Here is a 15,214-nt window from a genome sequence, read left to right as displayed (position 1 = left end):
TTGAGACGGTACCCGGCGCACGGACGTCCTGGTTATCGGTGCCGGCCCGGGCGGCGACGTCGCCGCCATCCGCGCGGGACAACTCGGTCTCGACGTCACGCTCGTCGAGACGGACGCCGACGGCGGCACCCGTCTCAACCGCGGTGCATTCCGTCAAATTTACTGCATCCGAGAGCGGTACCGTCGGTTTGACCGAGACCAAAGCCGAGGCGGTCGGGATCGTACGCGGTGCCCAAATCGTCGGTCCGGATGCCGCCGAACTCGTCGCGGCGGTTACTCACACTCGAGATCGGCACTCGGTACGAGGACCTCGCGGCGACGTTCCGTACGCATCCGACGTTCGCCGAAGCGGTCATGGAGGCCACAGAGAACGCCTCGGCCGCGCGATTCACACGCTAACCCGGGCGGTCGCCGTCGCTTCCCGACTGGAACCCGCCAGTCGCGACTGCTCGAGGGACGATCCGAACGGATCGTCCCCCGAGGCGGCTCAGAACAGTGTCGCAAAACAGCGTTCGTCGCAGAAGGAAAACTCCGCGAACCGACCGGCGGTCGTCCGGACGGTCGCACACTTGTACCGCGTTCGAGACGAGATCCGGCAGCCACACGCCTCGCAGGTCGTGCTCCCCGAGAAACGGACGCGAGTCGAAAGCTGTACGACCCGCTCGGCGTCGGGGCTAGATCGCTGGTTTGCAGTCGCCATTCCGTTCCGGTATTCAGTCGCTCCTGTAATAAACTAGCAGGGTAGCAGCAGTACTGGCCGCACCCGGGCGGCGATCGCGGCATCTGCGGGATCGACTCGATCCGTCCTCGTCGTGCCCGCATCGTGAGGCCGGCCGCGAAGAACGCGATCCGGGTGCCTATCGGAGTTCGGGGGCTACCTCGTCGCCGAGGCGGTGGACGCAGTCGATCATCTCTTCGGTCCCGACGCCGGGGTGGTAGGTCCGCAGGATGAAGTGGACGTCGTCGCCCAGCGCCTCCCGGTAGGTCTCGAGTTCGTCGACGACCTGTGACGGCGTCCCGAAGACGGCCTGCTCTTTCAGCTCCCGTTTCCGTTCGTCGTCGAGTTCGTCGACGGGTTCGCCGGAGAAGATCTCCTCGTAGCGCCGCTGAATGTAGAAGTAGCCGTCGCGCATCGTCGCCCAGGCCGCCTCGCGGGAGTCGCCGACCCACCCGTGCTGGAGGACGTAGATCGTGAAGTCGTCGTCGAGTCCGTCCGACTCGCGGACGTTCCGGATGTCCTCGACGCGCTTTCGGACGCCCTCGACCGAAAGCGAAGACGGGGCACACCACGCGTCGGCGGTTCGGGCCGCCCGCCGGACGGCCGGCTTGGCGCCGCCGCCCAGCATGATCGGAACGGTGCCGTCGTCGGGTTTGGGCGTGACGGTGACGTCGTCCGGCACGTCGTGAAACGCGGACTCGTAGCCGAGGGTGCCCTCGCTCCAGGCCCCCCGGAGGAAGGGGACGAGGTCCGCGAGTCGGTCGGCCCGCTGGTCCTGCGGGACGCCGAACGCATCGAACTCCCGCGGGTTCGAGCCGATCGCGAGTCCGAGGGTGAGCCGTCCGTCGGCGAGCAGATCGACGGTGGCGGCGTCTTCCGCGAGCCTGATGGGGTCGTACAGCGGTCCGAGTGCGACGCAACTGCCGATCTCGAGACGCTCGGTTTCGGCGGCCATCGCGCCGAGCGTCGGCATCGTCCCCGAGAGGTAGTCGTCCTCGGCGAAGTGGTGTTCGGAGACCCACGCGCTGTCGAGGCCGGCGGCCTCGATCTCGCGGGTCAGCGACAGCAGTTCGTCGTACAGTTCGCTCGCCTCGCGGTCGTCGCCCGGCCGTCGCTGGGCGGTAAACAGACCGGTCCCGAGTTGCATACCGTACACATACAGGACATCCACCTTAACAGTTGGCGAACCAGCGATCCGTACGCCCCCGCGAGTCGGCAGGGTCCGACGGGTCTCGAGTACTGAGAACGGACGGCCCGAATCGGCAACTCTCGAGCGGTCAGTGATCGATGACGGTGATCTCGTCGACGGGCCACTGGCTCAGGACTTCGACGCCGTTCTCGCGGACGACGACCATCTCCTCGACGCGAACGCCCTGTCTGTCGGCCGGTTGCATCGTCTCGACGGCCATGGTCATCCCCTCCTCGATCTCGATCGGGTGGTCCGGCGAGAGACCGCGCCAGATCAACGGCACTTCGTACAACTGGAGGCCGAGGCCGTGTGCCCAGTGGTTGGTCGTCATCTGCCAGAACTCGTCGGCGTCGTACCAGTCCATGTGTTCGCCGTCCTCGTCGGGAAAGCCCCGACAGATCTCGTCGGTCGTGGCCCCCGGCTCGATCCGCTCGAGGACGTCGTAGAGGTCGTCGCGGGCCTTCTCGTAGGCGTCCCGCTGGGCCTGAGTCGGCTCGCCCATCGAGAAGGTTCGGTAGTAACACGACCGGTAGCCCAGATAGCCGATGTTGTAGAAGTCGGCGTAGACGAGGTCGCCGGGCCGGATCGCCCGGTCGGTAGTGTTGGCCTGGTGTTTCGGCCACGTGTTCGGGCCGGACGTGACGTAGCCGCCGCCGACGAACGCGCCGTGGCGCCACAGTTCGTTGACGGCCTCACCCCACACCTCGGTTTCCCGCATCCCGGGTTTGGCGGTCTCTTTGATCGTCTGGAACCCGGCCTCGCAGATCGCCGCGACCATGCGGAGACACTCGATTTCGTCTTCGGTTTTGGTCTTGCGGGCGTCCTCCATGACCGCCTGCGCCGTCGGGACGTCGACCTCGACGTTGCGGTCCTCGAAGGCCGCGACGAGTCCCCGGTTGCCGATGTCGATGCCGAGCGGGTCGTCGTCGACGCCGTACTCCGCCATGGCCTCGGTGACGGTTTCGGCCATCTTCGAGAGCAGGAACTGCCGCGCAGACGCGCTGCCGGAGGCTCGCGGCACGTTTCCGAGACCCGGGCAGGCGTACCGGACGTCGTGCAGCCAGGGACAGTTGAACCGCTGGTTGCTCGCGTGATCTGCCGTGTCCCAGTGAACGACGTCGCCGTTTTCGGTCAGGAGCGTGTAGTGATCCGCGCCGCTGCCGCCGGTCATCGCCAGCCCGGTGACATAGCGGATGTTCGGATCGGATACCAACAACATCGCCCCGAGATCCGTCTCCCGGAGACGCTCGAGCGCTTTCTCCTTGCGCTCTTTGCGAAGCCGCCGGGTATCGATCCGCTGTTCCCAGTCGACGGCCTGGGTGCCACGCGTTCCCTCCATGAAGCGCCGCTCGTAGAATGTCATGGACAGGTAAACCAACCGAAGCGAACTACATAAATTGTACCGCTTCCGACCCCGCGTCGACCGAGCGGGGACGACCTAGATCGGCTCGAGACCGTTCTCCTCGCGCAGGACGTTGATGTACTTCCGGAACCCGGACTCGAGGTCGTACTCGGGGTCGTAGCCGAGATCCGCCTGGGCCTTCGTCATGTCGAGGTTCTGGGTCCAGGGGAGTTCGCCGTCGTCGGAGACGTCGATATCGGCTTCCGGCATAACGGATTCGACGGCTTCGGCGGCTTCACGGACGGTTGCGAGCACGCCGCGAACGTTGTAGACGCGCTGGCTCAGCTCCGACTCGGGCGTAAACGCCGCCTTCCGGAACGCCTGAGCGATGTCCTCGACGTGTTGCCAGTCGACGTACTGGTCGCCGTACTCGACGCTGTAGGACTCGCCGAGGGCGGGCTTTTCGATGATGTTCGCCAGGAAAGCCGAGCCGCCGGTCTCGCGGTAGGGACCGTAGGCGACGGTCGGCCGGAGCGCGACGTGGTCGAGTCCGTAGTCCTCGTGATAGACCCGCGCCTGGTGTTCGTTGTACTCCTTGGTCGCGCCGTAGAGCGTGTCGGGATAGACGAGTTCCGTCTCGTCGATCCACTCGTCGTCGTAGTGTTCCGGCGGCGCGTACGCCGCAGCCGAGGACGCCCACGCGACGCGCTCGACCTGATCGTCGAGCGTTCGAGCCGCCTCGAAGACGTTGTTCGTTCCCATGATGTTCACGTCGGCCGCGGCGCGGGGGTTCTCGCGTGCGGTCGTCGTCAACAGCGCGGCCAGGTGGATGATGTGAGTCGTCCCCGTCTCCCTGACCGCACGGATGACGTCGGTCGGCTCCGAGACGTCGCCCCGCCGGACCGTCACCTCGTCGGCGACGCCGAGTTTCTCGAGGATCTCCGTGTCCGTCGAGAGGTCGTAGGCCACGACGTCGTGGCCGTGTTCGACCAAGTCCTGTACCACGTAGGAACCGATGAATCCGGTTCCGCCCGTTACCAGTACGGTCGCATCAGTGTCGTTCATGTATGGATCCCGTGTCGTCGGTTCGTCGCATCCTGTGTTTCATGTTCGTTCGGTATCGTTCCATCGATACTACTCGTGGAGTCCGCCGACCGATTCGTAGAACGAGGACGCCAGCGTGTCGGCCATGTCCTCCTCGCGGTCGATGCGAACGTCGAGGACGTATGGTGTGTCGGCCGCTTTGCCGGCCTCGAGCGCGTCGACGAGGTCGGCTGGGTCGGTCACGCGCCGGCCGACCGCGCCGAACGCCTCGGCGGCTTTCACGAAGTCGGTGTCGTGGAACTCGACGCCGGCGATGTCGCCGTCCTCGCGTTGCATCTGCCGGACCATCCCGAGGCTGGTGTCGTTCAGGACGACGAACGTCGGGGCGACGCCGTACTCGACGGCCGTCTCGACGCTGTTCATCGTCATCGAGAAGCCGCCGTCCCCGGCGACCGCGACGACGTCCTTGTCGGTGGTCAACGCGGCCGAGACCGCGGCCGGGTTCGCCCAGCCCATCCCGCCGACGCCGCCGCTGCCGAAGTAGGTGCGGACCGCCGGCGTCTGGAGGTAGTACAGCAGCCAGAACCGGTTGTTTCCGGAGTCGGCCGTGACGATCGTCTCCTCGTCGACGACCGCCTCGATCTCTTTGACCGCACGCTGTGGTTTGATCGGCGCGGAATCGTCGTCGCATTCGGGAGCGCTGAACCACTCCCGGGCCTGCCGAGCCCGCTCGAGCGCCCAGCCGTTTGTCCCGCCGCCGGCGTCGGCGAGCGCTGCGAGACTCTCTTTCGCGTCGCCGATGAGTCCCACGTCCGCGGGATAGACCCAGCCGGCGTTGCGCGTGTCGATGTCCGCGTGAACGATCGTCTGCTCGTCGGGCCGGATGAACTCCGGGGCCTGCCAGTTGGTATCCATCGGGTTCAGCCGACAGCCGACGACGAGCAACGCGTCGGCTTCGCTGACGACACGATTCGCGCCCTCGTGGCCGAACGACCCCATGACGCCGACGGCGCGGTCGTCCGTCTCCGGATAGGTCGACTTGCCGAGATACGAGGTCGCGACGGCGCAGTCGTAGGTCTCGGCGACCGATGCGAGTTCGTCGTAGGCCTTGGCGGCGTGGACGCCGTTGCCCGCGACGATCACCGGCCGGTCGGCTTCCTCGAGCGCCTCGGCGGCCGCGACGGTGTCCTCGGCGGTCGGCCGTGCATCCCACGTTCGCGTCTGGGCGCGTGCGTTCCAGGCGGGCGGCGTCTGGTCGTCGGGCATCTCGCCCGTGATCGCGTCGCCGTCGAGGATCACCGCCGTCGGTCCCGGCCGACCGGCGACGGCGTGTTTGAACGCCAGTTGCGTCGACCGTACCGTCTCGACGGGCGTCCGCGGGAACCACCACTCTTTGGTCACCCCGTCGAGGATGTCGGGCAGGCTGAACCCGCCGTAATCGCCGCGAGCCTGCTGATAGGGGGCCAGCGTCGAGTACTCGCCGCGTTCGGACGCTTCCGTCAGGACGACCATCGGCGAGGACGACAGCCGGGCCTCCATCTGGCCGATCAGCCCCAGACTGCCGACCCACGGCCCTTGTCCGGCGAGCACGCCGGGGGCACCCGTCAGCCGACCGTGCATTTCGGCCATCACGCTCGCCTCGCGCTCGTCGCGCGGCCGAACGACCTCGACCTCGGAGTCGGGCAGGTGATCGAGCAGTTCGATGACCCGACCGCCCGGATAGCCGAACACGTACTCGACGTCCAGCTCCTCGAGCGTCGTCACGAGGTCAGCTGCTGTCGTCGTCATGGGTCGGTGGTTGTGAAGGCGAGGGGGTCGCTGTGTGGTTCGATTCGGAAGCCGCGCGAGCGACGGCGGCACGAGTGGCCTGCCGTCGCTTGACGGATTCGTCGTGACTGTCGCCGTCCGGACGGACGAACGACTCCACCAGTTCGAGCATGCATCCCTACCGTTGCGGGCTGATAACTTTGCTCTATCGGTGCGATTCCATCACGTGACTGTCATTCGAGGCGACCGATCGAGAGGGAGCGACCTCATGATTTATTGCAGAGTATGCAAAAGTTCCCCGTGATGTACAAGCACGTAGCCCTACTGGTACGTCAGGAGGGACTGTCTCACGAGGAGTTCGTCGATTACTGGCAGACCAACCACACACCGATCGCCAAGGACATCGAAGGCGTCGTTCGCTATCAGCAGGTCTTGCCGACGGAACCGGACCACGCCGAGTTCGACGGGCTGGCCGAACTCTACTTCGACGACCTCGAGGATCTCCACGATGCCCTCGGAAGTCCGGGATCGCGGGATTACGATCCGACCAAAGAGGTCGCGGCGAAAGCCCGCGAGGACGTCGACAACTTCCTCGCGGTCGAACAGCGGCCGCGGTTCATCGGCGAGGAGATCGTCCAGAAGGACGAGGTCGACGGCGACACGGAGGGGCTGTACAAGCACTCGGCGTTTCTCGTCCGACAGGACGGGATGTCCCACGAGGAGTTCGTCGACTACTGGCAGACCAACCACACCCCGATCGCGCGGGAAATCGAGGGCGTCGTGAAGTACAACACGATCGTGCCGACCGATCCCGAGAACGCGGAGTTCGACGGCGTCGCCGAACTCTACTTCGACGACCTCGAGAAACTGTACGACGCCCTCGGGAGCGAGGGGTCCCGGGACTACGACCCGGACAGGGGCAAAGCCAAGGCGGCCCGCGAGGACGTGGATAACTTCCTCGCGATCGACGACCGACCCCGGTTTATCGGCCGGGAACGACTCGTCAAACGCGAGCGCTGATCACGATGTCCGAATCCGACCCCGAATCGAACCACCCGTTCGAAACGCAAGTTCGCGAGGCCTTCCCGGAACTCGAGCACATCGAGAGCGACGACCTCCGCGAGCGCGTCGTCGAGGCGTGGGTACTCGGCCTCGAACGCGGCGGGTGGCGGCGGATCGAGGACATCCCCTACGCCTGGAACATTCACGACGTCACGAACGTCGAGCACGTCCGCGGCGTCACGCGGATCGCCCTCGAGTCGGCCCACGAACAGCGGCAGTTCCACGGGGCCGATCCGGATACCGACACGCTCGTCGCCGCGTGTCTCCTGCACGACGTCGGCAAGTGTTACGAGTATCCGGACCACGTCGACGACGACACGCTCGACGAACCCGACCCGACGTACGTCAGCGAGGAGATCCCGCACTCGATTTCGGGCTACGCCCTCGCCCACGAGGTCGGCTGTCCGCTGGCGGTACAGCGGGCCATCCCGCATTTCCTCGGCGAGGTTCCGAAACGGACGCTCGAGGCCGAACTCGTAAAGAGCGCGAACTCCGCGTCGTCGAACGCGATCACGCAGGCGACGATGGACATCACCTTACAGGAGTGGGTCGAGCGGTACTCCCAGACCTCGTAGGTTATTCGGTCCAGACCGTTTTCCGGTTGACGAACGCCGTGATTCCCGGCTCCGAGAGTTCGCGGCCGTACCCCGAATCCTTGATCCCGCCGAACGGAACTCGCGGATCCGATTTGGTGAGCTGGTTGATGTACACACAGCCCGCTTCGATGTCGCGGGCGAGCCGTTCGCCCCGGGCTCTGTCGGCCGTCCAGACGCTCGCGCCGAGACCGAAGCGAGTGTCGTTCGCGAGCTCGATCGCCTCGCGCTCGGACGCGACCTCGTAGACGGCCGCAACGGGGCCGAACGTCTCCTCCGTATCGACCGGACACCCCGCCGGAACGTCCGTGAGCACGGTCGGCGGATAGTACGCGCCGTCGCGGTCGAGCGGTTCGCCGCCGGTCAGTACGGTCGCTCCCGCCTCGACGCTTTCGACCACCTGCTCGTGGAGGGCGTCCATGAGGTCGGGGTCGGCCTGCGGACCGACGTCGGTGTCCTCGTCCATCGGATCGCCGACGGCCAAATCCTCGAACGCCGCCACCAGCCGGTCGACGTACTCGTCGAAGACGGCCTCGTGGACGATGAACCGCTTTGCCGCGATACACGACTGGCCGCCGTTCTGGGTTCGTGCCGTGACGCCCGTCTCGACTGCGTCCTCGAGCGGGGCGTCTTCGAGGACGATAAACGGGTCGCTGCCGCCCAACTCGAGGACCGTTTTCTTCAGTGATTCGCCCGCGGTCTTGGCAACCGCGCGACCGGCCGGGCCGCTCCCGGTCAGCGTCGCCGCCCGGACCCGGTCGTCCTCGAGGACGTCGTTCACCGAGTCGGAGCCGATCAGCAGCGTCTGGAAGACGCCGTCCGGATATCCGGCCTCCCGAAAGACCTCCTCGATCGCTTTCGCACAGCCGGGAACGTTCGACGCGTGTTTGAGCAGTCCGACGTTGCCGGCCGTCAGATACGGTGCGGCGAACCTGATGACCTGCCAGAACGGGTAGTTCCACGGCATCACGGCGAGAACCGGCCCGAGCGGATCGTAAACCGTCTTCACCGTCGTCCCCGCTGGACTCGGGTAGTGGTCCGGTTCGAGATACGCGCTCGCGTATTCCGCGTAGTGGTCACACAGCCACGCACACTTCCGGATTTCGGCACGCGCCTGCGTGATCGGTTTCCCCATCTCTTCGGTCATCAACGTCGCGTAGTCGTCCTCGTCGTCCCGAAGCACGGTTGCCGCCGCCGCGAGCAGTTCCTCCCGCTCGCGAAGCGGGCGCTCGCGCCAGTCCGCGAAGGCGTCGTTTGCGCGCTCGAGTTTCGATTCGACGTCGGCGTCGCTGTCCTCCCGGTACGACCGGAGATGAGCGCCGGTCGCGGGATCGATCGAATCCATCGAGCCGCTGATACTACCCTGCGGGTAAAATGGATTACTTCCCGGACTAGCATTGCCGGTATCGTCTCCGCGGGGATCGGACGCGGAGCCGTTCGAACGGGACGATCGAAATTCCAATCCGTTCGAGTAGCGGAAACAACGCTTTTGTCGAGCCGGAGGGATCGAAATCGTATGGCACGCGACTCGCAATACAGGCCCGTCGAAACGGTCGACACGGCGTTCGACATCATCGACGCGCTCAAACGCAACGGCGGTGCGGGAATCACGACGCTCGCCGACGAACTCGGACTCGCCAAGAGTACGGTCCACCGACACGTCAAGACCCTCGAGTCACGCGGACTGCTCGTCCAAGAGAGTGGGATCTACCGCATCAGTTCGTGGGTTCTCGATTACGGGGGTTACGTCCGGAATCGCCACAGGCTGTACGACGTCGCCGGACCCAAAGTCGACGAACTGGCCGCCGAAACCGACGAGAAAGTCTGGTGCGTGATCGAAGAGCACGGCGTCGGCGTCCACATCTACGGTGCCGAAGGCCGCCACTCCATCAAAACCCACGCGCGCCTCGGACAGCGGACGCCCCTGCATCAGTTCGCTGCCGGAAAAGCGATCCTCGCACACCTCCCGCCGGACCGCGTCGAAGCGATCCTCGAGGAGTACGGCCTCGCCGCCCGGACCGACCGGACGATCACCGACCGCGACACCCTCTTCGAGCAACTCGAGACGATCCGCGAGCGGGGGTACGCGCTCAATCGTGGGGAATCGGTCGCCGGCGTCCACGCCGTCGGGGCTCCGATCAGAGACGAGTCGGGCGACGCCATCGGCGCGATCAGCGTCGCAGGCCCCGCAAATCGGCTTCGCGGCGAGTTGCTGACCGACGAACTGCCCGATCTCCTGCTCGGAGGGGCCAACGAGGTGGAGATCAACCTCGCCCATACCTGAGCCACGCTTTCACAGCGCCAGCGTGTTCGAGTATTTCGAACGGATGCGCGCCATCCGTTCGACCGATCGCTCCCCGATATTTTACACTCGTATGTGTGTAATTGGAGGCTGAAATACGCCCCGAACGAGGGGTCGATCGCCCGTCCAATCGATTCGGATTTCGATCGCGTTTCGTTCGAGTAATTCGAACAGCACCGGCGAACGCGGACGGCCGTGGCTCGGGCCGGCGGTCGCTACAGGTTCAGGAATTCAACCGCGTTCTCCCAGAGGATCTTGCGTTGGGTCTCCTCGTCGAAGTCGAGTTCGGCGAACTGCTCGAGCCACGGCTCCGGCTCGAGCATGGGGTAGTCGGTGCCGAACATGACCTTGTCGGCGAGGAGGGTCTTCGCGTAGTGAAGCACCTGCTCGTCGATGTATCGCGGCATCCAGCCGGACAGGTCCATGTAGACGTTGCCTTTCTGCTGGCAGATCGCGAGCTGTTCTTTCTCCCAGGGGTAGGCGGGGTGGGCGATGAGGATCTGCAGGTCGGGGTGGGCCGCCGCGACGTCGTCGATCAACATCGGATTCCCGTACTTGATCTGCAGGCCGCGACCGCCCGGTGAACACGCTCCGAGCGTGGAGTTCCCGCCGTGGAAGACGACCGGGACGCCGAGGTCCTCGATGGTCTCCCAGAGGGGTTCGTGTTCGGGGTCGGACGGATCGAACCCCTGTGCGATCTGCTGGAACTTGAACCCCGAGAGGTTCAGGTCCTCGACGCACCGCACGGCCTCCTCGACGCAGTCGTCCTTGAGCGGATCGACGGAACCGAAGCCGACGAAAAAGTCGGCATACTCGTCGCGGACCTCGGCGACGTAGTCGTTTGGAACGGGGGGGTTTCCGGTGTTGGTCTCGGCGTCCCACCCGAGCAGGACGGCGCGGTCGACGCCGGCGTCGCGGTACTCCGCGATCATGTTCTCGTAGGTGTCCGTCTCGAGATCCGACCCGAACCGGTCGGCCGCGTCCTGCATCATCTGACCGCCCGCATCGTGGAGGAACTCGCTGGTCGGCTGGTGTGCGTGTGTGTCGATTGCACGCGGCTCCTCGAGTACCGTGGGCAAACCCATACCCATGTCATGGTGGCGGCGCTATATGTATGTTCGTCCGTCTATCCCGCACCCGCAACTGACCGAACTGATAGCTGAATTTATTATTTGCGTTCCTATCGGAATAGTGATTGAATCGTAGTATCGCCGGCCGAAGAACTCGACACCGATAATTCACTCCGATGGAGGCCTCGTCACTACTCTTCGGGTTGAACACCATGCTCCGATATCGGGTGACGTTTCTCGAGTAAAAATGGCTATTTGAGGCACTGTGAACTATCTATTGCCTCTTCAGCCACTCCATCGCAAACGTACCATAATATAAATATATTTGTGGGCTCTCATTGATGGTATTCAGATAAATAGGGGATTCGTCGATATCTCCTCGAGCGGATCGGACCGAAGACGGGACACCACCGGCTAGTCGACCGGGTCCGAGGAGAGGCCGCGAAGCGACTCCTCGCCGATCTCCTCGAGCACGTGCTCGTGAAACGCCTGTAACGCGGCGCTTTCGTCCTCGGCGAGGACGACGTCGCTGGCCGACAGCGTCGCCAGCCCGAACGATCGCGGCGTCGGCGAATCGACGAGGTGTCGCTCGACGACGATCTCGCCGTCGTCGATCGCTTCGACGACGGCTTCGATCCCTTCGACGTTGAGTTTATCCTCGAGGATCTCGCGGTAGGTCTCCTCGATGACCGCGAACTCCTCGAGATCCTCGGCGAAGCCGAGCAGCATCTCGCTCGAGACCTGCTGTTCGCTGGCGGACTTCTCGTAGCCCTTGTAGCGTTTGAGGATCAGCAGCGATCGGGTCGCGTTGATCCGGAAGTACCGCTGGAGGAGATCGGTCCCCGAGAGGGCCGCCCGCAGGTCCGCCCGGACGGTTTCGGGCTCGAGGTCGTCGACGAGCCCCTCGAGATCGACCTTGCGATTCAACGGCATCGAGAGCACGAACCCGTTGTCCGCGACCGCCACGCGGACGTTCGCGGTCGCCTCCTGGGCACAGCGATATGCCAGCAGGCGGGCGAACCCGTCGTTGAACTTCCGGCCGTACGTCGAATGGACGTAGTAGTGGCGCTCGTACTCCTCGCGGTCGCGCTCGACCTCGATCGCGATCCGGTCGCGGGTGCTTACGCTTTCCTCGCCTGCATACCGGAGCTGATGGTCGAACAGTCGGGCGATCGCCCGGACGCTGTCGTCATCAAGCGGGAACGTCCGCAACCACGCCCGGACCCGCGGCGGGCCACCCTCGTCGTAGCGCTCGAGCAGTTCCCCCTGGAACGACAGGATTTCACGGCCGAGATCGTACGAGAGGGGCAATCGCTCGGAGTACCACGAGGGGACCGTCGGTCGATCGCTTGTGCGGTCGACGTAGACCTTCGAGCCGCGCCGGTAGCGGTACTCGAAGTGATCGCCGCCCAGCACGAAGACGTCCCCCTTCTCGAGGGTATCGAGGTAGTCCTCGTCGAGTTGTCCGACCCACTCGTCGCTCGCGCGGGTGTAGACCTCACACGTAAACGAGTCGGGGATCGTTCCGATGTTGGTCATGTAGATGACCCGCGCCAGCCGGCCGCGTTTGCCGATCAGCGGTTCGCCGACCGGAAACTCCTCGTGGTGGTGGTGGCCGTCCGGCGGGTCGTTCTCGTCGCGCCAGATCTTCGCGTAGACGTTTCGCTCCTCCAGCCCGGCGTACTCGGCGGTCAGATAGCGGGCCAGCGACTCCCACCCCTCGCTCGAGTAGTTCCGGTAGGGGTATGCCCGCCGCAGGATCGCTTTCACCTCGCGTTCGGGCCGGATCTCGGCGATCGCCATGCCGTAGACGTGCTGGGCCGCGACGTCCTGTGCGTTCTCCGGGATCGACACCGAATCGACGAATCCCTCGGTAGCTTTGTTGAGCATGACGGCACACTCGAGGAGTTCGTCGCGGTCGAGCGCGATCACCCGGCCCATGACGGTCTGGCCGACGCGATGGCCCGCGCGGCCGACCCGCTGGAGCAGCGCCGCGACGGACTTGGGGGAGCCGACCTGTACCACGAGGTCGACGTGGGGCATGTCGATCCCCAGCTCGAGGCTCGTCGAGGAGGTGACCACGTCGAGGCCACCCTCCTTGAGCCGCGTTTCGACGTCCTGTCGGACGTCCTTCGAGAGGCTGCCGTGGTGACAGCCGGAGTTTTCCTCGTCGTAGGCGTCGAACCGCTCGCGGAGGTTGTGCAGGACCCGTTCCGCCCCCGACCGGGTATTGGTGAATACGAGCGTGTTCGTGTGGGTCTGGATATGATCGTGGAGCCGCCGGTAAAACCGCTCCTGGACGACCTCGCGGGACGTGTTGATCAGGTCGTCGGTCGGACACTCGAGTTGCAGGTCGAACTCGCGGGCAAAGCGTGCGTCGACGATTTCGTACTCCCGGGGCTTGCCGCCGGGTTCCGCGCGGCCGACGAGAAACTCGGCGACGTCCGAGAGCGGGTCGATCGTCGCCGAGCAGCCGATCCTCGTGATTCCGCCGTCGGCCAGCGCCGCGAGTCGCTCGAGGCTGACCGAGAGGTGGGTGCCGCGCTTGCCCGCGGCAAGCGAGTGGATCTCGTCGACGATGACGTACTCGACGGTCCGGAGTTTCTCGCGGAACTTCGGCGAGTTCAGCAAAATCGCCAGCGTTTCGGGCGTGGTGTTGAGGATGTGGGGCGTCTTTTCGAGCATCTTCTGGCGTTCGCTCGAGGCCGTATCGCCGTGGCGGATGGCGTGGCGAATCTCGCCCATCTCCCGGTCGCCGTCGCGCCGGTCGACGATCCCCTCGATCCCCTCGAGGGGCACTTCGAGGTTGCGGTGGATGTCGTTCGCGAGCGACTTGAGCGGCGACACGTAAAGACAGTAGACGGAGTTCTCGAGTCCCGACTCGGTCTCGCGGTCGCGCCTGTAGAGTTCGTTGATGATCGAGGTAAACGATGCGAGCGTCTTCCCCGAGCCGGTCGGGGCACAGATCAGCGTGTTCGTCCCCTCGTGGACCGTCGGGATCGCGCCCCGCTGTGGCGGCGTAAAAAAGCCCTCGTTCTCGGGAACGAACTCGCCGAACTGCTCGAGCCACCACTCCTGGACGGCCGGCTCGAGCAGGTCGAAGACGTCGGCGTCCTCGATCGGGACCGCGTCCGGATCGAACGGGAGCGAAGAATCGGAGACCGGCAACTCGAGGCGCTCGTTCCCAGCCATCACCGTGGTCTCGGGACCGGGTACGTAAGAGGATTTGGCCAGCGGAGCGAAAGTGAAATCGGGTGCGGATCGGGAAACGGTAGATCGCGCTGATTCCTGTGTGGCCAGCCAAAAGTAACAATTACATAAGAATTAACTCGAATCGTGGAAAACACCGTGTATGACACGGACGGCGGACGAAACGAGTCCGATAGCGAGTCTCGCGGAGGTTCCGGTCGTGACCGCAGTGACGCTCGCGATTGCGATGGGTGCACTACCCGCGCTTTCCCTCGCCGATTCGGCGGTGGCGGTCTCGCAGCCGCAAGCGATCGTGCTCGAGTGGCTCGTCGCCGTCACGGTCATCGGCAGTGCGCTCGGCGTCGAGGATCTGTCGCTCTCGTCGATCGGGTTTCGACGTCCGGCCTGGATCGATTTAGCGTATCTGCTCGGAACCGGTGTGGCCGCGCTGTTGATCTTCGTCTTCGCCGGGCCGCTCGTTCAGGCCCTCGGACTCCCCGTCGAGGCAGGCACGAGCGGACTCGGGGAGCTCCCGAGTCTCCCCGTGGCGCTTGCGTCCGCGATCACGACCGGCATCGTCGAAGAGGTTCTGTACAGGGGGTACGCCATCGAACGGCTCCTCGACTACTCGGACAGTGCGGTCGTGGCAGGCGGGCTTACGCTGATCGGCTTTACCGTCGTACACGCAGTCGCGTGGCCGCTCGGAAATCTGGTCCAGGTCGCTGCGGTCTCCGCGCTGTTTATCGCCGTCTACATACGGCGTCGCACGCTGGTGCCGGTTGCGGGTGCGCACGTACTCGTCTGGGTGGTTCCCGTATTCGGGGCGTTCTTCGGGTGACGTCGTCGTTCGTCGTCGGGCTACGGGATCGAAGGGGGAACACCATCGCCTGATGACACGGGACGATCGCGGACGGAAGCGTGTCGTAGTACTCGAGGCG

The 15,214-nt window shown here is 65.0% G+C and carries 11 protein-coding genes and 1 pseudogene; 5 read left to right on the top strand and 7 right to left on the bottom strand.

The genetic code is table 11. The features are described from left to right. Positions 1-28: 28 nt before the first annotated feature. A pseudogene (locus TX80_RS18840) lies at positions 29-145 on the top strand (FAD-dependent oxidoreductase); the annotation flags it as partial. Between the two features lie 712 nt (positions 146-857). On the opposite strand, the gene TX80_RS02485 reads toward TX80_RS18840, so the two are convergent. From TX80_RS02485 to TX80_RS02470, 4 genes are all read right to left on the bottom strand, one after another. Next, positions 858-1,865, bottom strand: coding sequence for an LLM class flavin-dependent oxidoreductase (locus TX80_RS02485; protein WP_049921290.1), 1,008 nt, complete (start codon positions 1,863-1,865; stop codon positions 858-860). Between the two features lie 130 nt (positions 1,866-1,995). Further along, the gene (locus tag TX80_RS02480; RefSeq protein ID WP_049921289.1) at positions 1,996-3,270 is read right to left on the bottom strand and encodes a M24 family metallopeptidase; all 1,275 of its coding nucleotides are present in this window, start codon (positions 3,268-3,270) and stop codon (positions 1,996-1,998) included. 75 nt (positions 3,271-3,345) lie between these two features. After that, positions 3,346-4,314: an NAD-dependent epimerase/dehydratase family protein gene (locus tag TX80_RS02475; RefSeq protein WP_049921288.1), complete on the bottom strand. Its 969-nt coding sequence runs from the start codon at positions 4,312-4,314 to the stop codon at positions 3,346-3,348. A gap of 69 nt (positions 4,315-4,383) precedes the next feature. Further along, positions 4,384-6,081: a thiamine pyrophosphate-binding protein gene (locus tag TX80_RS02470; RefSeq protein ID WP_049921287.1), complete on the bottom strand. Its 1,698-nt coding sequence runs from the start codon at positions 6,079-6,081 to the stop codon at positions 4,384-4,386. 282 nt (positions 6,082-6,363) lie between these two features. Here TX80_RS02470 and TX80_RS02465 point away from each other — a divergent pair, with 282 nt between their 5' ends. Beyond that, positions 6,364-7,080: an EthD domain-containing protein gene (locus TX80_RS02465; RefSeq protein ID WP_049922161.1), complete on the top strand. Its 717-nt coding sequence runs from the start codon at positions 6,364-6,366 to the stop codon at positions 7,078-7,080. Between the two features lie 5 nt (positions 7,081-7,085). Then, on the top strand, positions 7,086-7,697 hold the full coding sequence (locus TX80_RS02460; protein WP_049921286.1) for an HD domain-containing protein: 612 nt from the start codon (positions 7,086-7,088) through the stop codon (positions 7,695-7,697). Position 7,698: 1 nt separating this feature from the next. On the opposite strand, the gene TX80_RS02455 is transcribed toward TX80_RS02460, so the two are convergent. Next, positions 7,699-9,060: an NAD-dependent succinate-semialdehyde dehydrogenase gene (locus TX80_RS02455; protein WP_049921285.1), complete on the bottom strand. Its 1,362-nt coding sequence runs from the start codon at positions 9,058-9,060 to the stop codon at positions 7,699-7,701. A 171-nt stretch (positions 9,061-9,231) separates the two neighbouring features. Here TX80_RS02455 and TX80_RS02450 point away from each other — a divergent pair, with 171 nt between their 5' ends. Further along, positions 9,232-9,999 (top strand): IclR family transcriptional regulator, encoded by a 768-nt coding sequence (locus tag TX80_RS02450; protein ID WP_049921284.1) that lies wholly within the window; start codon positions 9,232-9,234, stop codon positions 9,997-9,999. Positions 10,000-10,232: 233 nt separating this feature from the next. On the opposite strand, the gene TX80_RS02445 is transcribed toward TX80_RS02450, so the two are convergent. Then, a complete protein-coding gene (locus tag TX80_RS02445) occupies positions 10,233-11,102 on the bottom strand; it encodes an amidohydrolase family protein (protein WP_049921283.1) in 870 nt (289 codons plus the stop codon). A 399-nt stretch (positions 11,103-11,501) separates the two neighbouring features. Further along, positions 11,502-14,279, bottom strand: coding sequence for an ATP-dependent helicase (locus TX80_RS02440; RefSeq protein WP_049921282.1), 2,778 nt, complete (start codon positions 14,277-14,279; stop codon positions 11,502-11,504). A gap of 160 nt (positions 14,280-14,439) precedes the next feature. Here TX80_RS02440 and TX80_RS02435 point away from each other — a divergent pair, with 160 nt between their 5' ends. After that, entirely contained in the window at positions 14,440-15,114 is a 675-nt protein-coding gene (locus TX80_RS02435) for a CPBP family intramembrane glutamic endopeptidase (RefSeq protein WP_049921281.1), read from the top strand. Positions 15,115-15,214 lie beyond the last annotated feature (100 nt).

This window comes from Halopiger djelfimassiliensis, assembly GCF_000455365.1.
Lineage (GTDB): Archaea > Halobacteriota > Halobacteria > Halobacteriales > Natrialbaceae > Halopiger_B > Halopiger_B djelfimassiliensis.
This window is presented reverse-complemented; position numbering and strand designations above follow the sequence as displayed.

Coding starts and splice junctions, on each gene's coding strand:
- TX80_RS02450 (WP_049921284.1), top strand. CDS start 9,232: ATGGCACGCGACTCGCAATACAGGCCCGTCGAAACGGTCGACACGGCG.
- TX80_RS02455 (WP_049921285.1), bottom strand. CDS start 9,060: ATGGATTCGATCGATCCCGCGACCGGCGCTCATCTCCGGTCGTACCGG.
- TX80_RS02440 (WP_049921282.1), bottom strand. CDS start 14,279: ATGGCTGGGAACGAGCGCCTCGAGTTGCCGGTCTCCGATTCTTCGCTC.
- TX80_RS02470 (WP_049921287.1), bottom strand. CDS start 6,081: ATGACGACGACAGCAGCTGACCTCGTGACGACGCTCGAGGAGCTGGAC.
- TX80_RS02435 (WP_049921281.1), top strand. CDS start 14,440: ATGACACGGACGGCGGACGAAACGAGTCCGATAGCGAGTCTCGCGGAG.
- TX80_RS02475 (WP_049921288.1), bottom strand. CDS start 4,314: ATGAACGACACTGATGCGACCGTACTGGTAACGGGCGGAACCGGATTC.
- TX80_RS02485 (WP_049921290.1), bottom strand. CDS start 1,865: ATGCAACTCGGGACCGGTCTGTTTACCGCCCAGCGACGGCCGGGCGAC.
- TX80_RS02465 (WP_049922161.1), top strand. CDS start 6,364: ATGTACAAGCACGTAGCCCTACTGGTACGTCAGGAGGGACTGTCTCAC.
- TX80_RS02445 (WP_049921283.1), bottom strand. CDS start 11,102: ATGGGTTTGCCCACGGTACTCGAGGAGCCGCGTGCAATCGACACACAC.
- TX80_RS02480 (WP_049921289.1), bottom strand. CDS start 3,270: ATGACATTCTACGAGCGGCGCTTCATGGAGGGAACGCGTGGCACCCAG.
- TX80_RS02460 (WP_049921286.1), top strand. CDS start 7,086: ATGTCCGAATCCGACCCCGAATCGAACCACCCGTTCGAAACGCAAGTT.